11 protein-coding genes are annotated in these 20056 nt (G+C 68.7%); 3 read left to right on the top strand and 8 right to left on the bottom strand.

Annotation, left to right across the window (positions count from 1 at the left end):
• Window positions 1-194: 194 nt before the first annotated feature.
• Together ACFWBU_RS07760 and ACFWBU_RS07765 are read right to left on the bottom strand one after the other, a co-directional pair.
• Window positions 195-2357, bottom strand: a complete 2163-nt coding sequence (locus ACFWBU_RS07760; RefSeq protein ID WP_169621309.1) for a S9 family peptidase — start codon at window positions 2355-2357, stop codon at window positions 195-197.
• A 6-nt stretch (window positions 2358-2363) separates the two neighbouring features.
• Window positions 2364-3248 (bottom strand): phosphoribosylaminoimidazolesuccinocarboxamide synthase, encoded by an 885-nt coding sequence (locus ACFWBU_RS07765; RefSeq protein ID WP_169621310.1) that lies wholly within the window; start codon window positions 3246-3248, stop codon window positions 2364-2366.
• Window positions 3249-3352: 104 nt separating this feature from the next.
• Here ACFWBU_RS07765 and ACFWBU_RS07770 point away from each other — a divergent pair, with 104 nt between their 5' ends.
• From ACFWBU_RS07770 to ACFWBU_RS07780, 3 genes are all read left to right on the top strand, one after another.
• Window positions 3353-4792, top strand: a complete 1440-nt coding sequence (locus ACFWBU_RS07770; protein ID WP_169651971.1) for an MDR family MFS transporter — start codon at window positions 3353-3355, stop codon at window positions 4790-4792.
• A gap of 30 nt (window positions 4793-4822) precedes the next feature.
• On the top strand, window positions 4823-5695 hold the full coding sequence (locus ACFWBU_RS07775; protein ID WP_296551432.1) for a siderophore-interacting protein: 873 nt from the start codon (window positions 4823-4825) through the stop codon (window positions 5693-5695).
• Window positions 5696-5770: 75 nt separating this feature from the next.
• On the top strand, window positions 5771-6178 hold the full coding sequence (locus ACFWBU_RS07780; protein WP_296551430.1) for a hypothetical protein: 408 nt from the start codon (window positions 5771-5773) through the stop codon (window positions 6176-6178).
• Between the two features lie 54 nt (window positions 6179-6232).
• Here ACFWBU_RS07780 and ACFWBU_RS07785 read toward each other — a convergent pair whose 3' ends face one another.
• The 6 genes from ACFWBU_RS07785 to ACFWBU_RS07810 all read right to left on the bottom strand — a co-directional run bounded on the left by ACFWBU_RS07785 (window position 6233) and on the right by ACFWBU_RS07810 (window position 19988).
• The gene (locus tag ACFWBU_RS07785; protein WP_169621313.1) at window positions 6233-7156 is read right to left on the bottom strand and encodes a DUF5996 family protein; all 924 of its coding nucleotides are present in this window, start codon (window positions 7154-7156) and stop codon (window positions 6233-6235) included.
• A 118-nt stretch (window positions 7157-7274) separates the two neighbouring features.
• Entirely contained in the window at window positions 7275-7949 is a 675-nt protein-coding gene (locus tag ACFWBU_RS07790) for a hypothetical protein (protein ID WP_378527963.1), read from the bottom strand.
• A gap of 90 nt (window positions 7950-8039) precedes the next feature.
• Window positions 8040-9290 (bottom strand): enterobactin transporter EntS, encoded by a 1251-nt coding sequence (gene entS / locus ACFWBU_RS07795; RefSeq protein ID WP_169651974.1) that lies wholly within the window; start codon window positions 9288-9290, stop codon window positions 8040-8042.
• A gap of 10 nt (window positions 9291-9300) precedes the next feature.
• Window positions 9301-9522, bottom strand: a complete 222-nt coding sequence (locus tag ACFWBU_RS07800; protein WP_169621316.1) for a phosphopantetheine-binding protein — start codon at window positions 9520-9522, stop codon at window positions 9301-9303.
• Window positions 9523-9557: 35 nt separating this feature from the next.
• Window positions 9558-18854 carry an amino acid adenylation domain-containing protein gene (locus tag ACFWBU_RS07805; RefSeq protein WP_378527964.1) on the bottom strand — a complete coding sequence of 3099 codons (9297 nt, stop codon included), beginning with the start codon at window positions 18852-18854 and terminating at the stop codon, window positions 9558-9560.
• 114 nt (window positions 18855-18968) lie between these two features.
• Window positions 18969-19988 (bottom strand): ABC transporter substrate-binding protein, encoded by a 1020-nt coding sequence (locus ACFWBU_RS07810; protein WP_169621318.1) that lies wholly within the window; start codon window positions 19986-19988, stop codon window positions 18969-18971.
• Between the last annotated feature and the right edge of the window lie 68 nt (window positions 19989-20056).

Here is a 20056-nt window from a genome sequence, read left to right on the forward strand (position 1 = left end):
CCCCGTCACCTGCCCGAACTGCCGGAAGACCGGATGGGGCGGCTGCGGACAGCATGTCGACGCCGTCATGCGATCCGTACCCGCCGGCGACCGCTGCACCTGCGGTCAGGGCACCGCTCCGGCGCCGAGCCCAGCTCGGACGCTGCGGTCCCTGTTCCGCCGCTGACCGGGCAGCAGTCGCACGAACCCGCCGGTTACGACCCGGCGGGTCGCGGCGCGGTCTCCGCGCGATAGGCACCCGACGTCTCGAGCACCCACGCGAACTCGAAAGCCACTTCGCGCCACTTCTCGTAGCGACCGGAGACACCACCGTGCCCCGCGCTCATTTCGGTTTTGAGCAGCAACTGCGAGTCGCCGGTCTTGGTGGCTCGCAACTTCGCGACCCACTTGGCGGGTTCGACGTACAGCACGCGGGTGTCGTTGATGCTGGTGATCGCGAGGATCGCCGGATAGTCGTGGGCTCCGACGTTCTCGTACGGGCTGTAGGAGCGCATGTACTCGTACACCTCGGGATCGTCGAGCGGGTTGCCCCACTCGTCCCACTCGATCACCGTCAACGGCAGCGACGGATCGAGGATGGAGGTCAGCGGGTCGACGAACGGCACGTTCGCGAGGATGCCCGCGAACAGTTCGGGAGCGATGTTGGCGACCGCACCCATCAACAGGCCGCCCGCGCTGCCGCCGTCCGCCACGAGCCGGTCCGGGCCGGTCACACCTTCGTCGACGAGATGCCGCGCGCACGCGACGAAGTCGGTGAAGGTGTTCTTCTTCGTCAGGGTCTTACCGTTCTCGTACCAGTGCCGGCCCATCTCGCCGCCGCCGCGCACGTGCGCGACCACGAACACCATGCCGCGGTCGAGCAACGACAGTCGGGCTACCGAGAATCCCGGATCGATGCTGGCTTCGTAGGATCCGTAGCCGTACAGCAAGGTCGGAGCCGGCCCGTCCGCCAGGTCTTTGCGCTGCACGATCGACAGCGGAATCCTGGTGCCGTCCTCGGCGGTGGCCCATTCGCGGCGCTGTTCGTAGCGTGCCGGATCGAAATCGCCGAGCACCGGCTGCGATTTGCGCAGCAGCAGTTCGCCGGTGGCCACGACGTACTCGTAGACACGGGTCGGGGTGATGAACGAGGTGAAGCCGAGGCGCAGGACGGGCTGCTTCCACTCGGGATTGCCACCCGGACCGACTGCGAACAGTTCCTCGTCGAACTCGAGTTCGGTGAGTTCGCCGTATCCGTCGTCGGTGAGGGGCCACACCGCGATCCGGGTGAGCGCCTCGCGCCGGTAGCCGAGCACCAGGTGACCCTCGAACGCCTCGACGTCTTCGAGGCGCACGTCGTGGCGGTGCCCGATGAGGGTGCGCAGCGACGACGGGTCGTCGACCGGCGCTTCGGCGAGGACGAAGTTCTCGGCCTTCTCCCCCGTCTCCGGGTCGACATCGTTGTGCATGATCAGCAGCCGGTCCCGGCCGCCGATCACCGCATGCTCGGCGCCGTACTCGACACCCTCACGACGCGGGAGGAGAACTCTGAATTCACCTGTGGGATCATCGGATTCGAGAATCCAGCCCTCGGTGGTGATCTTGGACCCGACCCAGATCATGAGATACTTCTCGCTGCGGGTCGAGCCGATCGACACCCAGTACCGCTCGTCGGGCTCGTGGAAGACCTTCACGTCCTCGTCGCGCGGGGTCCCGAGTTTGTGCCGCCACACGGTGTCGGGGCGCCACGACTCGTCCACCGTCTGATAGAAGACGTGGCTGTGATCGAGGGCCCATGTGGCTCCCGGTGCGGTGCCGGTGATTTCGTCGGGGAGCAGTTCACCGGTCTCGAGATTCTTGAAGCGCAGCGTGTACCGCTCGTCACCGACGACATCGGTCGAGTACGCCAGCAGCGTGCCGTCCTGGCTGATCGAGAACGCGCCGATGGAGAAGAACTCGTGCCCTTCGGCTTCCACGTTTCCGTCGAGCAGCACCTGTTCGCCCGGCAGGTCGACGCCGGGAGTGACCTCGGGCGGCGTCCAGTCGTCCGCGTCCGTGATCGGGGCCCGGCACTGGATGCCGTACTGCTTGCCCTCGACGGTCCGTGCGTAGTACCACCAGTTGCCCATACGAGCGGGAACCGACATGTCGGTTTCCTGCGTACGGGACTTGATCTCCTCGAAGATCGACTCACGCAACGGCGCCAGGTGCGCGGTCTGCGCGTCGGTCCACGCGTTCTCGGCCTCGAGGTACGCGACGACCTCGGGTGATTCCTTGTCGCGCAACCATTCGTAGTCGTCGACGAACGTGTGGCCGTGATGGACACGCTCGTGCGGAACCTTCTGGGCGACCGGCGGGGTCGAATTCGAGGAGGTCATCTGCGTTCAGCCGATCCAATCGTCGAAGGAGAGCCCGGAAATACGCTCGTAGGCTTCGATATACCGCGCACGCGTCTTGTCGACGATGTACTGCGGGAGCGCCGGCGGCGGAGTGTCGGACGCGCGGTCCCAGCCGGATTCCTCGCTGGTGAGCCAGTTACGGACGATCTGCTTGTCGAAGCTCGGCTGCACCTTGCCCTCCTCGTACTCGGCGGCATCCCAGTACCGCGACGAATCGGGAGTGAGCACCTCGTCGGCAAGAACGAGATTGCCGGCCTTGTCCAGGCCGAACTCGAGCTTCGTGTCGGCGAGCAGGATGCCGCGCTCGGAGGTGTACATCGCGGCGCGGCCGTAGATGTCGAGGGTGTCCTGACGCAACTTCATCGCAAGATTCACACCGAGTTTCTCGACCACCTCGTCGAAGGTGATGTTCTCGTCGTGATCACCGAGCGCGGCCTTCGTGGCCGGAGTGAAGATCGGTTCGGGCAGGATGCTCGCCTCCACGAGACCCTCGGGAAGCGCGACGCCACACACCGCGCCGGTGGCGCGGTAGTCGAGCAGGCCGGACCCGGTGAGGAAACCGCGCGCGACGCACTCGACGGGCACCATCTCGAGCCGCTTCACCACGAGCGCGCGGCCGAGCACCTCTTCGGGGATGCGCTCGTCGTCGGGTTCGCCGGCGAGGTGGTTGTTCGCATCGAGCAGATCGAAGAAGAACACGCTCATCGCGGTGAGGACCCGGCCCTTGTCGGGAATGGGCGTGTCGAGCACGTGGTCGTAGGCCGAGATCCGGTCGCTGGCGACGAGAAGCAGGTGCTCGTCGTCGACGACATGCAGATCACGGACCTTGCCGCCGGCGAGGTGGGGATAGGACTCGAGTGAAGGACGCACGCTGACACCCTAGTGCGCGATGCGGACGGGGACCGAACGCCGTGGCGGATATCCCATCGACGACAATGGTCCGGAACCGGTGTTCGAGCCAGGACAGGGGCGTCATGACTGCATCGTCACGGGTGGATGTCGGATTCCGCTCCGAGCGCGGGCCGATCCTCATCGCCTTGATGCTCGCGACCTCCCTGGTTGCGCTCGAGAGCACGATCCTCGCGACGGCGGTGCCCACGATCGTCGCCGACCTCGGCGGATTCACCCAGTTCCCCTGGCTGTTCTCCAGCTACCTGCTCACGCAGGCGGTGCTGGTCCCGGTGTACGGCAAGTTGTCGGACACCTTCGGCCGCACGCCGGTGCTGCTGTTCGGCATCGGGGTCTTCGCGCTGGGATCGGTGTTGTGCGCGCTGGCGTGGAGCATGCCCGCCCTCATCGCGTTCCGCGCCGTCCAGGGCCTCGGTGCAGGTGCCGTGCTGCCCATGGCGCAGACCGTCGCCGGTGACATCTACACCGTGGCCGAGCGCGCGAAGGCACAGGGATATCTCGCCAGTGTGTGGGGGATGTCCGCGGTCGTGGGTCCGGCCCTGGGCGGGGTCTTCGCCGACTTCTGGTCGTGGCGGTGGATCTTCTGGATCAACGTGCCGCTGTGCGCGATCGCTGCATGGGTGATCGTCCGCAACTTCCACGAGGACCGTCCCTCCGGCAGCGCGCGTCGCGTGGACTGGGCGGGCGCAGTGACACTCGCCGCGGGCGCGGCGCTCGTGATCCTCGGCCTGCTCGAGGGTGGCCAGTCGTGGGCGTGGTCCTCGGGCATGAGCATCGGCATCTTCGCCGGTGGGATCGCCCTGCTGGTGGTCTTCGGATGGATCGAGTCCCGCGCGGCCGAACCGATCCTGCCGATGTGGGTTCTCACCCGCCGGGTCCTGATCACCACGAGCGCCGTCTCGGCCCTCGTCGGCGCGGTCGTACTCGGGTTGACGTCGTACATCCCGTCGTTCGTGCAAGGTGCTCTCGGTACGTCCGCGCTGGTCGCCGGATTCGCCCTCGCCACGATGACCATCGGCTGGCCCATAGCGGCGTCGCAGTCCGGCCGGTTGTATCTGCGGATCGGGTTCCGGCTGACCGGCCTGGTCGGTGCGGTGCCGCTGCTGGCCGGGGCGGTCCTGCTCACCCGGCTCGGAATCGGATCCTCGCCGTGGCACGTCGCAGGCTGTTGCGTGCTCATCGGTCTCGGAATGGGCCTGATCGCGAGCCCCGCACTCATCGCCGCACAATCGAGTGTCGAGTGGGCCGAGCGGGGTGTGGTCACCGGTGCCAATGCCTTCGCCCGCGCACTGGGAAGCGCCGTGGGTGTCGCCGTGTTCGGTGCGCTCGCGAACACCGCGCTGTCCCGTTCCGATGCGCCCACCGGCCGATCCGTCCCGGACGCCGCGGAGCTTGCGGCGTCCGTCGCACCCGTCTTCACAGCGGTGCTCGTCTGCGCGGTCGTCCTCACCTTCTGTGTCGCACTCATTCCGAACCGCCGGCAATCGGAATCCGACTCTGCCTGAATGTGGTCAGGGTGCCCTAAGGTGTCCGCTATGACCAACGAATACGGGATGCTCCCCGTCCTCATCGAAGTGGCGAGGGTCGAGGACATCACGCCTCACATGCGCCGGATCACGTTCGCCGGCCCCGGCGTCGCCGAATATGCCTCCGTCCCGGGCCGGGTGCCGAACATCAAGTTGGTGTTTCCCCGCGCGAACGGTCGACTCGAGGTGCCGGCCCGTAACGGATGGGGGCGGCTCGCATGGCCCGATCCGACCGTGAAACAGCAGGTTCGCACATACACGGTCCGCCGCCTCGACCCCGAGACCGCCGAGATGGACATCGATTTCGTCAAGCACGGCGACGAGGGCCTCGCGAGCGGCTGGGCCGAACATGCCCGCCCGGGGGACGTGATCGCTGCCGCGGGCGCGGGCGGAGTGACCGCCGGTGAGGCCGACTGGTATCTGATCGTCGGTGACGAGACGGCCCTGCCCGCCATCGGGCGGATGCTCGAGCACATGCGCGAAGACGCCACCGGTGTCGCCCTGATCGAGGTGGCCGACGAACACGAGCAGCAGGACCTGCGCCATCCCGACGGCGTGGAGATCCGCTGGATCCACCGCCACGGCGCACCCGCGGGCACCACCGATCAACTGTTCGACGCCGCGACCGCGATCGAGATCCCCGGGGGTGACGTCACGAAGTTCGCGTGGGTGTCGGCGGAGTCGAAGACCGTGCTGGCGATGCGCAAGTGGCTGCGGAACGAGGCAGGATTCGACCGTAAGGCCACGCTCGTCATCGGCTACTGGCGACGCGGGATGACGGAGACCGGCTACGGCAAGACCGCCGACCACGACCGGGTCGAGGACGAACACGACGAGGTCCTCCCCCACGATCACGACCACGATCACCAGCACGCTCACTGAGGACCCACCCCGGTCGCGCGGATCGTTACAGACCGGATGTTTCGTTCTGCCGCGCGATCGGGCACCATCTCTGCGGTGAGGACCAGACGTGCAGGCAACGAGACCGTCGACGACATGACATACGTCCCGCTGGGATCGTCCGAGCATGCGGCGAACCAGCTCCGGAATGCCAGGGCGATGCAGGACACGACCGACTATCAGTCACTGCGTTCAGCAATGGACGCCGAGTACTACTGGCGGGGCGTGACCGAGACGTTCCGGATCGCGGACGAATCGTTCACCGCGGTCTCCGGCGCGACGCGCGACGTCACGGACATCTCGGCGCACGTCATGGCGCGTGCGGCCGACTGGGTGGGCACCATCGAACTGGCCGCGGAAGGCAGCCGCCTCTACGGTGCACTGGTGGCGTACACGCAAGGAGTCGGCGACGGCTACGCGGCGATCGAATTGTGGGCGCACGGCGTCCGGAACGCACACTTCTGACGAGACCGCCCCCGGCGGTGGGCAGCGCCGACGGGCCGGCTTCCGAGCCGTCCGCTAGGTCGAACGCTCGAGGTGCGCGCGATCCCAGTTCCCGAGATCCGCTGCGGCGTCGTAGGTGCTGCGGAGGAAACCCAGCACTTCCGCGTCGGGGTCGGCTGCCGTGCGCACCGCCTCGTAGGGCAACACGAACTCGCCGAGCTCGGACGAGTAGTACGCGGCATCCGGGCGCACGGGACGGTCCGCGTAGCCGTCCGGAGCGGGGTAGGCATACGAGTAGAAGGCGCCCTCGTCTCCACCGCCGGGCCAGAACCCACAGCTGCTCAGCTCGTGCGAGTAGGCCTCGGTCATCACCTCGTCGGGGCAGTGCGGAATTCCGCCGGGATGTGGCGGTGCGGTGCGGCCCGAGAATCGGGTGCAGGCCAGATCCATTGCTCCCCAGAAGAAGTGAACCGGGCTGACCTTGCCCAGGTACTCGCCCCGGAACTGCTGCAGGACACGGTCGGCTCGGAGCAGTTGCCGCCAGAACAGGTGTGCCGCGTCGGGGTCGTACGTGCTGTGCTGGTGGTCCTGCGCGAAGGGGATCGCCGGGTCGACCTCGTTGGGCGCACCATGGATCCGGGTCTCGATGCCCAGTTCGTCCAAGGCGCCGAAGGTGCGCGAGTAGAACTCCGACACGGGCTGCGCCGTGAGCGGGACGGCGCTACGGCCTCCGTCGCTCGAACGGATCCCGAGGTTGTGCTCGCAGAAATCGAATTCGAGATCGAACACACCGCCGCGGTAGGGAATCGACGAGGTACCCAAGCCGCGTGGCGTGACGTACAACGTCGTGTGCCACCAGTGGTTGACCGGCGGCGAGTGGACCAACCGGATCTTGCCCACGATCTGCAGCCACATGTGCAGGGTGTCGCGGGTGGCGGCCCAGTCGGCGACACGCAGACTCGGCCACTCGTCGTCCGGACGCTCGACGGATCGGTTCACGGCACCTCCCACGGTCGGAGTTCGATTACCGCATTCTTACCGACTTTTGCGCGCGCCGGGCGAGACTCGGCTGGACGGGAGGAAATCACGCCGGGTGCTTGCTCGAAATCGACAGTCTTCACGAACGGGAGGGTCGCCCCCGCGGCGTGCCGTCCACCGGCGACCGCGGTGGGTCGGGAGCACGCATCAACAGCGAAGCGACGAGGAAACACACCGCGCCAGTCAGCGTGCCGAGATTCGCGGCCGTCGCGCTTTCGAGTTGTTGCGTAGCCGGGACGACGAGCGATCCGACCGCGGAGACACCGAACGCGATCGAACCGACCGCATTCAGCCACGTGCTGGCCCAGTTGCGGGCGTGCGGATCCCACAGGCCGTCGACATCGGTCGTCGCGACGACGGCCAGTCCACTCGAGACGAGGAAACACAGCGACCCGAACATATCCGGTTGCCAGACGAACTCGTCTCGTTCGGGTGCCGACAGACTGCGGATCACGGCGGCACCTGTACTGAGGTTGAACAGCACGGTGCCGACGAACTGGGTCAGGGCGGACCACCAGTCGTACCGGTTGACACGGGACGTCGACGGTCCGGGAGTAACCCGACCGGTGAACCGGAACTCGGCGAACGCGGCCGCGGTGAAGAACAGCGAACCGGCGAAGTAGGTGAGGTTGCCGATATGGGCACCGACCGTCGTCGCGTAGCCGGGGGCCGCCCCGATCGCGAACAACAGTGAACCCAGCGCAAACCCCAACGACGGACCCCGGAAACCCGAATTCTGGCGGTGCCACCCCATGCGGTCACGATAAGCGGCGTTTCTGCACACCGGACGTGGACGGTTCGATCGAACGGCCGGGTCTGCGGCTACACCGGACGCCGACCGTGGTCAGGAGACAGGTTCGAGCCGATCGTCGTCCACGAACCGCCGCAACGTCGGGAACGACGCCCACATCACGACGACGAGCACGATACCGGCGACTCCGTACACCGTCAGTGCCACCGACATCGGCACCACCGACGCGATCACACCGGCGGCGATCGCACCGAGCGACGTACCCGCAGTCACCTGAGCAGACCACACCGCGGCGATACGCCCGCGGTACTCGTCGGCCGTGTTGCGCTGCACCGTCGCATACCGCATCACATCGGCGAGCGAGTCGCCGAATCCGTACGCTGCCAGGCCCAGCAGCACCACCGCGGTCACGCCGGTCGCGCCCGCTCCGGCGAGCCCTGCGGCCGAGACGGCCATGAGGACGAAGACGACCAGGCCCGACCGACGGACGGAACCCGTCCAGCCGCTCGTGAGCGAACCGAGGACGGCACCGACAGCCGGCGCGGCATAGAGCAACCCGACCACCGACGGCCCCGCGCCGAGCACGCGGTCGGCGAACGCCGGGAGCAGCACGGCCCAGCCGGTGAGCAGCATCGCGGCAAAACCTACGACGAGCACCTGGCCGATCACCCGGTTGCGGAACGCGTACGTGAAGCCCGCGGCGATCGATCTGAGCGGTGATTCGACGGACACCGTCGCCGGCGGCAGCGGTGGCAGCCGGGTGATGCAGAAGGTGGTGATCACGGTGGTGAACGCGGCGAGCGCATAGGCCAGGCCCACGCCACCGGCGGCGATCACGACACCACCCAGTGCCGGGCCGACCATCGAGCCGAGATCTGCGGTGAGCGCCATGAGGGCTCCGGCCGCCGCGAGCTTGTCGCGCGGAACCAGGCTGGGGGTGACGGCCATCAGGGCGGTCGCCGAGATACCGCCCGCCGCCCCGTCGACAACGGAGATGAGGTAGATCGCCCACATCTGTGGCTCGGGCAGGTAGGCGTTGACGGCAAGCAGCGCGAAAGCCACCGCCGCGGTCCCCCGCGCAATGGCGATCACGTTGCGACGGTCGAACCGGTCCGCGAGGACACCGCCGACGAAAGTCGCGGCGAACGTGGTGATTCCGAGGACCGCGGTCACTGCCGCGACCTGGGCGGTGGATCCGGTGAGCTGGTAGACCTGCACCGGGACCGCGACGATGAGGAACCCGAGCCCCAGCAGCGACACCACCCGCGCGGTGAACAGGTACCGGAATTCGCGACTGGTCCGGATCGGATCGAGGTCGATGGTCAGTTTCTCGAGGAAGGCCACGGCGATCCGCTCACTGTCCGGCGAGCAGGGCGCACCACTGCTCGAGGTCGGGTTCGGATGCCAGCGACACGAAATCGATGTCTGCGCCCGCGCCACGCCACTGTTCGATCAGCGCCATCAGGCGCACCGAATCGAGGCCCTGGTCCACCAGATTCACGGCCGGGTCGAGCTCGTCCGGCTCCACCTCCAGGATGCGGGCGGTATCGGCGAAGATGGTCGCGCGGTCCAACATGTTCTGTCTCCTTCTGCTGACGGTTCGAAAGTCGTTCAGGCGACCCGGGATCGGCGACCGGTGAGGGCGGTCAGTGCCTGCACCCAGCGCTGTGACAGCAACTCGAGGGTGCCGGCGCCGACAACTCCGGTGGCCGCGGCGAATTCGCAGTCCAGGACGGGACCGTCCTCGGTGTCCTCGGTGATCGCGTCGACGTGCAGGACGTGATCGAGCGGTGTCGATGGATCCACCGACCCGCCGAGTGCCGGCGCCTCGGGGGCACCCGACCACGGGGCGCCGGTCTCTTCGCCGAGCGTCATCCGGCCGAGGTAGTTGAACACCACCTCGGGTCGGCGGTACCCGGCGAACCGGTCCGCGAACTCCGGATTGAAGCGGTGCAGCACACCGAAACCGATCCCGTTGTCCGGCAGAGCGCGCAACGACCGGGTGGCGCGGGCGAGTGCGTCACCTGCGGCCGGTCCGCCCTCGAGCGCGTCGCCGATGTCGATTCCGGTGAGGTCGAGGGCAACCGGGAACATAGAGGTGAACCATCCGACCGTGCGGGAGATGTCGGCGCCCGGCACCACGTCCTCCTCGCGACCGTGGCCCTCGAGTTCGACACGCACGGTGTCCCCGCCACGCACCGACGCCACTGCCAGAGCGAGCGCGGTGAGCAGCGCCTCGTTGATCGACTCGCCGGCGAGCACCCGTTCGGTCACCGGGACCGGGACACGCACGCGGACCGAGCGGAGCGCGGACACGGTGTCGACGGAAGGATCGAGGCCACGCTCTCCCAGGGACGGCTCGGATGTCGACAGGGCGGGTTCCCAGGCCGGCCAGGACTCGACGACCCGCTCCGATCGTGCCGCCTCCACGAGTCCGGTGGCCCAGGCGCGGAACGGGGTACCGGAGGCGGCGAGCCGAATGGTTCCGCCACCGGCGGCCTGCTCGACCGCGTCCGCCAGGTCCGGGACCAGGATCCGCCACGACACCCCGTCCACGACCAGGTGGTGAACGGCGACGAGGACACGACCCGCGGTCCGGGGCCCGAAATCGAACCACACCACCTGGAGCATCACGCCCGCTTCCGGGTCGAGCGAGGAATAGGCCCGTTCCCGTTCGGCAGCGAACAGGTCCTGCCACCGCGGGTCGTCGACGCCGGCCTCACCGAGATGCGTCGCGTCGACGCGCCGGACCAGTGCATCGATGGCGGGGACCTCCGGCGCGCGCTCCGCCGGGACCGTCCACGTCGGACGAGCACCCCCGGCGCGGAACCGAGATCGCAGCATCGGATGCACATCCAGCAGCGCCGTGACGGCCGTCTGCAACGTGGGCACAGTCAGCCCGGACGGAGCGACGAGCAACCGGGCCTGGGAGAAGCGGCCGAGGTCGCTTCCCCAGCCGAGTGCCTCCCACACGATCGGCACGAGCGGGACGTCACCGATCGCTTCGCCGGTGCCGTAGACCCGCTCGTGCACCGGACCGGCCGTGTCGGCCGCCGCGGCCAGATCCGCGACGGTGCGCAGTTCGAAGACCTGACGGGTCGTGATCCGCACGCCGGCAGCACGTGCCTTCGAGACGAGCTGCATCGAGACGATGGAATCTCCTCCGAGGGAGAAGAAGTCGTCGTCGGCGCCGACGCGGTCCAGTCCGAGGACGTCTGCGACGACGGCGGCGAGCGCAGCCTCTGCGGGAGTGCTCGGTTCCCGCGACCCGACGAGCGCCGCGAAATCCGGTTCGGGCAGTGCCTTCCGGTCGACCTTGCCGTTGACGGTCGCGGGAAATCGGTCGAGCACCATCACGACGGCGGGGACCATGTAGTCGGGCAATGTCACCGCGGTCGCAGCCCGAACGGCGGCCGGGTCGACGTCCCCGTCCGGTGTCACGTAGCCGACGAGTCGAACCACGCCGCGGTTGTCGGTGTGCGCGACCACGACCGCGTCGCGTACGCCGCGTACGGCCGTGAGGGCCGCTTCGACCTCGCCGAGTTCGACGCGGAAACCCCGGATCTTGACCTGGTCGTCGCCGCGACCGAGGAACTCGAGCACGGTGTGACCGTCCGCCCCGGCCACCCGCTTGACGACATCGCCGGTGCGGTACAACCGGGATCCACTGCTGCCGAACGGGTTCGGGACGAACCGGGTGCAGGTGAGGTCGGGACGGCCGAGATAGCCGCGTGCGACACCGTCTCCGGAGATGTAGAGCTCGCCCGCCACGCCCGTCGGAACGGGCCTGAGCATCGCGTCGAGGACGTGCGCGCCGCCGCCGTGCACCGCTCTGCCCAGACACGGTGTATCGGCGTCGGTGACCTTGCCGACGAGGGAGTCGACGGTGCATTCGGTCGGTCCGTACAGGTTGAATGCGCGCCCGTCGGTGAGTTCCCGGAGGCGGCGCCACGACGCGGGGTTGACGGCTTCACCGCCGAATCCCACCGTGGCGGGACGGTGCGGATGGTCGTAGAGCCCTGCGGCGAGCATCCGGTCGAGGAAGGACGGGGTGACCTCGAGGAAATCGAGACGGTGCTCGATCGTGTAGGCGGCCATCCGTTCCGGATCGCGCATCGTGTCCTCGTCGAAGACGTGCACGGTGTGGCCGTCGAACATCCAGAGCGTCGGCTGCCACGACGCGTCGAAGCCGAACGACCACGCGTGGCCCACGCCGACGACCTCGCGCTGCGACGCGGCGACCGTGGGCACGTAGAGGTCGGCGCGGTGGCTGTCGAACAGGTTGAGCAAATTCGCGTGGGTGACGGCGACGCCCTTCGGCACGCCGGTCGATCCCGATGTGTAGATCACGTACACGCCGTTGTCCGGGTGCAACACCGCGCGACGGTCCGCGTCGGTCACGGGGGTCGCGGGCAGCGACGCGAGGGCTTTCCGGGTCGCGGGGTCGTCGAGCACGACCACGGGGGTCTCCCCCGCGACGGCGTCGATCCGGCCGGCGACGTCTGCGGTGGTCACGATGACGCACGGTCCGGAGTCCGCAATCATGTGTGCCAGGCGGTCGGCGGGATAGGACGGATCCATGGGCACGTACACGCCGCCCGACCGGATCGCGGCGGCGATGGCCACGATCATGTGCTCGGACCGGGGCAGGGCCAATCCCACGACCGTCTCGGGGCCGACACCGGCACCGATCAGCAGACGTGCCAGACGGGCCGACCGATCCCCGAGTTCTGCGAACGACAATGTCACCGCACCGGACACGACTGCCGGAACGTCCGGGGTGCGGGCGATCTGGGCGTCGAGGAGGTCGGCAACCGTGGCCGCTCCCGACGCGGGCGCGTGCGGGGTGTCCGACCGGCCGAGCACGTCCCGGTGTTCCGCGTCGGTCAGCACGTCGAGGTGCGCGACGGGCACCGGCCGATCTCCGACGAGTTGCTCGAGGATCCGGACGAGTCGCTGTCCTACCACGGCGGCGTCGTGTTCACCGAAGACCGCCGGCTGGTATTCGAGCACCAGGCGCAGCGTGTCCTGCAACCCCGCGACGAGGACGAGGGGAAAGTTGGTGGCGTCCGTGCCGTTCATCGCCGACACCCGGACTCCGCTGTCGTGCTGGGCGCGATCGAGGGCGTCGCGGTCCACCGGATAGTTCTCGAACACCAGCAGGGTGTCGAACAGTTCGCCCACTCCTACGGCGCGCTGCACGTCCGCGAGACCGACGTACTGGTCATCCATCACCCGGTTCTGCTCGGACTGCATGCGCGAGAGCAACTCTGCGACCGACTCCTCGGCGGAAGTGCGGACCCGCACGGGGACGGTGTTGATGAACAGTCCGATCATCGACTCCACACCGGGGACGTCCGGCACGCGCCCCGAGACGATCGCACCGAACACCACGTCCGGCCGTCCGGTGAGCGCGGCGAGCAGCAGTCCCCACGCCGTCTGCACCACGGTGTTCACCGTGACACCGCGGGAGCGGCTCACGGACAGAAGCCGCTCCGACAACGCGTCCGGAACCTCGATCGAGAGTTCGCCGGGCAGTTCGGCCTGCATCGACGACCCGGCTGGTGCGACGAGTGTCGGTTCCTCGACACCCGACAACGCCTCGCGCCACACCTCGAGTCCGGCGGCACCGTCCTGGCGGTCGAGCCAGGCGAGGTAGTCGGTGAACGGCACCGCCCGGGCCAGACCCGATGTGTCACCACCGGCCGCGTAGATCTGGAACAGTTCCTGCACCAGCAGCGGCGTGGACCACCCGTCCAGGACGAGATGGTGTGCGGTGAACACCAGGCGCGACCGGTCGTCGGACAACTGCAGCAGGCGGAAGCGGACGAGCGGTGCGGTGTCGGCAGCGAACCGGTCCACACGGTCGGACTCCGCGAATGCGTCGGCGCGTCCGGCAGGGTCGGCGTCCGCGGACAGGTCGATCACCTCGAACGGCGTCTCGACCGCGGTTGCGACGGCCCCGATCGGGACACCCGAAGCGGAGATCCGGAAGCCGGTGCGCAGCACGGCATGCCGTTCGATCAGACGAGAGATGCTGCGGCGCAGCAACACCGTGTCGATCACACCGTCGAGATCGAGAACCGACTGCATCGTGTAGACGTCGACGCCGTCCTCGTCGAGACCCGACAGGAAGTACATGCCGCGCTGCAGCGGGGTCAGCGGTACGACGTCCTCGAGCCCGCCGGTGACCGCGCGGCCGAGTTCCGCCGTCTCCTCGACCGTCAGCCCGGTCGCCGTCAGATCGGACGGGGTGAGGGAAACTGCGGCGGGTTCGTCTGCGACACGGGACAGGGTGGCGAGCGCCTCGCCCCAGGCGCGGGCGATCCGCTCTGCCGTCACGGCGTCCAGTAGGCCGGTGGCATAGGTGAATTCGGCGGACAGCACCGGACCGTCCGGGCCGTCGTCGGTGATCGCGTTGACATCGAGCACATGATCGAGCGGCGTGGCCGGGTCGACGGATCCGCCGAGCGCGGCAGCCTCGGGAGCCGCCGACCACGGAGCCGACGCGGTCTCCCCGAGCGTCATGCGTCCGAGATAGTTGAAGACGATCTCGGGAGCGCGGTAGCCGGTGAACAGGTCGTCGTCCCCGCCGGACAGGCGCCGCAGGATCCCGAATCCGATTCCGTTGTCCGGTACCGCGCGCAGCGACTCCCTGACGTGGGCGAGGCAGAGGGCAGGGTTGTCGGGAGATGCGCCGAGGTCGAGGACGACGGGATACATCGAGGTGAACCAGCCGACCGTGCGGGACAGGTCGGCGCCGGGCACGATGTGCTCCTCGCGCCCGTGTCCTTCCAGGTGCACCCGGACGGCCGATCCGCCGCGAACCGACGTCACCGCCATCGCGAGGGCCGCAAGCAGGACATCGGCGACGCCGGTGCGGAAGGCGGCGGGCACGGAGGTGAGGATGCGTGCGGTGATGTCGCCGGGAACCTGTACCTCGACCGACGCCGATGTCGACACCGTGTCGCGGGCGGGGTCCAGCGCGCGGCAACCGAGCGCGGTCTGCTCGCTCGCGCCGCCCGCGGTGTCGGTGCAGGATCGCGACCAGACCGAGCGGGACTGTGTCACCCGATCCGAGTGTGCGGCCTCCGCGAGTCCGGTCGCCCAGTCCCGGAACGAGGTTCGCGGTTCCTCGAGCGCGCGGGCGGCACCACGGCGGGCACCGTCGACCGCACTCGCGAGGTCCGGGACGAGGATGCGCCAGGACACCCCGTCGACCACGAGATGGTGCACCGTCACCAGCACGCGGCCGGGCACCTCGGGTCCGGCGTCGAAGAAGACGAGCTGCACCATCACGCCGGCAGCGGGATCGATCGCGGCCCGGGCGGCGTCCTGGGCGGCGGTGAACTCTGCCTGCCACCGGCCGGAGTCGAGTCCACGCACGTCCACGTGCCGGACCAGCCCCTCGGCATCGGGTACCTCCTCGGGCACGGTCCAGGAGGCAGGCGCGTTCCCGTCGGCCTCGACGGTGAAGCGCGACCGGAGCATGTGGTGGGTTGTCAGCAGAGCACGCACACCGGCGACGAGGTCGCCGGTGGAGAGACCCGCGGGTGTCACCAGCAGGCGGGACTGGGTGAACGTCCGCAGCGTGTGGGCAGACATGTGCGTGAGGGTGTCGTAGACGATCGGGGTGAGCGGAACCGGTCCGACGGCCGGGGTCGTCTCGCGTCCCGCCTCCGCTGCGGGCGCGGTGTCGTGCGCCGCCGCGATCGCGGCCGCGGTGCGCAGTTCGAACACCTGACGCGCGGTGACCTGGATGTCGGCGGCCCGGAGTCGCGCCACCAGCTGAATCGAGACGATGGAGTCCCCGCCGAGGGTGAAAAAGTCGTCGTCGACACCTACGCGTTCGAGACCGAGTACGTCGGCGAACGCGCTGCACAACGTCGTCTCGAGTTCCGTAGTCGGCTCGCCGGAACCTGTCAGAGCCGCGAAATCCGGTTCGGGAAGGGCCTTCTTGTCGATTTTTCCGTTCGCCGTCACCGGAAGAGCCGGCAGCACGACCACCGTGGCGGGAACCATGTACTCGGGCAGGCGCGCGGCGAGGGCGGTACGCAGATTCCCGGGCTCGAGGGCGTCGTCGGCCACCACGTAGGCGACCAGTCTGGTCACGCCCTTGCCGTCCGTGTGCGGAACGACCACGGACGCCCGCACGCCCGGACAGGCGTCGGTCGCGGCCTCGACCTCGGCGGGTTCGATGCGGTAGCCGCGGATCTTGACCTGGTCGTCGTCTCGGCCCACGTATTCCAGAACGCCCGCGCGGGTCCAGCGCACTACGTCTCCGGTGCGGTACATGCGCTCACCGGACCCGGCACAGGGGTCGGCCACGAAGCGGTCGGCGCTCAGGCCCGGTCGTCCGAGATACCCTCGCGCGACGCCGTTTCCGGTGATATATAACTCTCCTGCCACTCCGGGCGCGACGGGCCGCAACCAGTGGTCGAGCACGTACAGCCGGGTGCCCGGCGTCGGCCCGCCGATCGTGACCGGCCCGTCGGAGATGCGCGCGTACGAGGCATCCACGGTGCACTCGGTGGGGCCGTAGCAGTTGAAGGCTTCGACACCGGATCCGGCGAGCGTGCGCCACAGGCCGCCGCTCACGGCCTCACCGCCGACGGTCACCTTGGCCGGCCGGTGGTGTGCGGGATCGAGGAGGCCGCCCTCGAGCAAGCGGGTCATGAGTACGGGCACCGTGTCGACGTAGTCGATGCGATGGGCGCGGACGTACTCGACGAGGTAGTCCACGTCGGTCCGGCGGTCGTCGTCCGGGAGGTGCAGGGTGTGCCCGTCGAACAGCCACGTGAGCGCGGCGACGGCGGAGTCGAATGCGAACGGATACGTCAGCAGCACACGCCACTGACCCCCGCGCGGCTCCCGTATCCCGGGCAGCATCAACGTCTTTCTCTGGGCCGCGTGAAGATCTGCGAGATTGTCGTGGGAGACGACGACCCCCTTCGGAGTCCCCGTGGAACCGGACGTATAGATCACGTAGGCGGCGTGTCCCGCTCGCAGCGGTGCGCGGCGGTCACCGTCCGTGACCGGGTGCGCCGGGAACTCTGCACGGGTCCGTTCCACAGCGGGATCGTCGAGCAGCAGCACGTCGGCTCCGGCGAGCACGTCACCGAGTTCTCCGGCGACTGCGGACGTACTGATCACGACGACCGGCGCAGCGTCGGTCACCATATGCTTCAGCCGGTCGGCCGGGTACGACGGGTCGAGAGGCAGGTACGCCCCGCCTGCGGTGAGCACCGCCGCGATCGCCTCGACCATCACGGCAGTGCGCGGCAGTGCGAGTCCGACACGGTCGTCGGGACCCACACCTCGTGCGATGAGTAGCCGTGCGAGACGGGCGGACTCGGTGCCCAGGTCGCCGAACGTGAGCCGCTGGTCGCCACTCACCACCGCGAGATCGCCGGAACGCTTCCGGAACTGCCGGGTGAGCGCATCCACGACGGTCCCCGTGGCAGGTTCCGCAGCCGCCGAAGACCCGGCTCCCGAAGACCCGGCTCCCGAAGACCATGCTCCGAGAACCTGCTCGCGCTCCGCCCCGGGCAACACGTCGAGTGCCGCGACGGGTGCCTCCGCATCGGACGCAAGGGCCTCGAGGATCGCGACGAGCCGGGACCCGAGGGCCGCCGCATCGTCACGGGTGAACAGCGCCGGACGGTAGTCGAGCTTGACGACGAGGTCGTCGGCGAGTCCTGCGGTGAGGACGAGCGGATAGTTGGTGGCGTCGTGTGCCTCCACACCGGCGATGGTGACGCCGCCGGACTGTTGCGCGCGCTCGAGCGCCTCGCGGTCCACCGGGTAGCTCTCGAAGATGGTGAGAGTGTCGAACAACTCGCCGATCCCGGCGTCGCGCTGGATGTCCGAAAGCCCGAGATACTGGTGGTCCACCGTGCGCGACTGATCGAGCTGGACCCGCCGCAGCGTCTCGGTGACGGTGCCGCGTGGGTCGAGCCGGACACGGACGGGGACGGTGTTGATGAACAAGCCGACCATGGATTCGACGCCGGCGAGTTCGGGTGGGCGGCCCGACACGGTCGCGCCGAACACGATGTCGTCGCGCCCGAGCAGACCGGACAGGAGCATCGCCCAGGCGGTCTGCAGCACGGTGTTGAACGTGACGCCTGCCGTGCGGGTCAGCGTGCCGAGACGCTCGGCGAGGCCGGGGGGCACGGTGACGGCCAGCTCGGCGCACGGCTCGGTGGCGCGGGTGGACCCGGGCGGGGCGACCAGGCTGGGCTCGGTGAATTCGGCGAGGGTCTCGCGCCACAGCTGCCGCGCGGTGTCGTGGTCCTGCCGTTCCAGCCATGCCAGGTAGTCGCGATAGGGCCGCACCGGGCCGAGCACCGTACCGGCGCGCGCGGCGGGTTCGCCCGCCGCATACAGCTCGAGAAGCTCCCGCACCATGATCGGCGTGGACCATCCGTCGACGACGATGTGATGCGTGGTGAGGAGCAGCCGCACGTCGTCGGCACCGAACCTGACGAAGTGCCATCGCACGAGCGGGGGCTGGGTGAGGTCGAACCAGTGGCGGAGGTCGGCGTCGATCAGGTCCTGCATGCGCCGTTCCGCTTCCGGGCCCGGTGTTCCCGTCAGATCCACGCTGCGCCAGGGCGCTTCGACACCGCGTACGACGAGTCCTGCGGTGCGCCCGTCCTTGCGGGGCCGGAAACACGTCCGCAGCGACGCATGCCGGTCGAGCAGCGCCTGCGCTGCCGTGCGCATGCGATCCTCGTCCACCGTTCCCGACAGACGCAGCACCGACTGCACGGTGTACGCGTCGGGCTCGGCGCTGCCGTCGTTGCCGGCCGGCTCGGCGGGAGCGGCGATCGTGCTCAGGTAGAGCAGACCCTGCTGCAGCGGCGAGAGCGGAACGATGTCTTCGAGCGCAGTGGAGCGAGTCATGGCAGCTTTCCGGGGCGGAGACGGGCGTGTCGGGCACGACGAACACGGCCCCCGAGTCGGGGACATCGGGGGCCGTTCGGTCGATGGCAGCCGCGGTGGTCGACCGCGACAGTGTTACTGCTTCTGGTTCGCGGGCAACTTGTCGAGCGCGGCGTCGATGGAGTCGAGTGCGAGCAGCGCGGTTTCGTACGTGGCGGCGTTGGCGTGCTGGACGCCGACGAGGTTGCCGGCCTTGACGGCGGGCAGGTTCTGCCACAGCGGCGAGTCGAAGACTTCCTGGAGTTCGGCGGAGACCGAGCCGTCCGCTTCGAGGCCGTAGACGATCACGTCGGCGTCCGCGAGGTTCTGCGGCAGCTGCTCGAGCGAGACGTATTCGCCGTGGACGTCTGCGGGATCGACGGGCTCGCCGGGGAACGTGAAGCCGAGGTCGTCGAACAGGTTGGTGGTGTAGGACGACTTGTACTCGCGGAAGAACTCACCCGGCTCGGTGCCGCAGGTGCTGCACAGGCCGGCGAAGTTCAGGCTGCCGAGGGTATCCGCGTACTTGTCCGCGATCTCGGTGGCACGCGCTTCGTACTCCGACTTGAACTCCCCGTAGGCGTCACCGACGTTGGCGGCGTCGGCGTACTGCTCGCCGAGCGAGCGCCAGTCGCCGGGGTTGGTGGGGCCGAGGAACACGACCGGCGCAAGGGCCTCGAGCTTGGCCATGTCGACCTGGGACTGCACGCGGGCCGGAACGCCCATGATGATCAGGTCGGGCTCGGCAGCCGTGATGGCCTCGTAGTTCAGCTCACTCGCTGCTCCGTCGGGTGCCACCTTCGGCAGTTCCTCGTACGCGGCGAGGGTCTCCTCGTCCATGCTCCCGATCTCGCGGGTCCATTCGCACACCGCGGCGAGGTTCGCCCCGGCCTGGATGAGCGGGAACGCGGCGTAGCCACAGGCGACGATGCGCTGCGGATCGGACGGGATCTCGATCGAGCCGTTCTGCGCCTCGAACGTCCGGGTAGCAGCCGCCTCCGTGCTGTCCGAGGCATCGCCGCTGTCGCTCGAGCAGCCCACCAGGCCGGCCGTGAGCAGCGCAGCCGCACCGAGAACCGCGACGCTACGCGCCCGGCTACGTTCAAGAACCCGCATGACGTTTCTCCCAGATGTGTTCTCGCCGGGATGTACCCCCGGTCACGATTGGTTAGGCTAACCGAAAC

Source organism: Rhodococcus sp. NPDC060084, assembly GCF_042730335.1.
GTDB lineage: Bacteria > Actinomycetota > Actinomycetes > Mycobacteriales > Mycobacteriaceae > Rhodococcus.

Bases quoted from the DNA above. Each gene is read 5' to 3' on its own strand.
- ACFWBU_RS07760 (WP_169621309.1), bottom strand. From the start codon at position 2,357: ATGACCTCCTCGAATTCGACCCCGCCGGTCGCCCAGAAGGTTCCGCAC.
- ACFWBU_RS07800 (WP_169621316.1), bottom strand. From the start codon at position 9,522: ATGTTGGACCGCGCGACCATCTTCGCCGATACCGCCCGCATCCTGGAG.
- ACFWBU_RS07775 (WP_296551432.1), top strand. From the start codon at position 4,823: ATGACCAACGAATACGGGATGCTCCCCGTCCTCATCGAAGTGGCGAGG.
- ACFWBU_RS07770 (WP_169651971.1), top strand. From the start codon at position 3,353: ATGACTGCATCGTCACGGGTGGATGTCGGATTCCGCTCCGAGCGCGGG.
- ACFWBU_RS07810 (WP_169621318.1), bottom strand. From the start codon at position 19,988: ATGCGGGTTCTTGAACGTAGCCGGGCGCGTAGCGTCGCGGTTCTCGGT.
- ACFWBU_RS07805 (WP_378527964.1), bottom strand. From the start codon at position 18,854: ATGACTCGCTCCACTGCGCTCGAAGACATCGTTCCGCTCTCGCCGCTG.
- ACFWBU_RS07790 (WP_378527963.1), bottom strand. From the start codon at position 7,949: ATGGGGTGGCACCGCCAGAATTCGGGTTTCCGGGGTCCGTCGTTGGGG.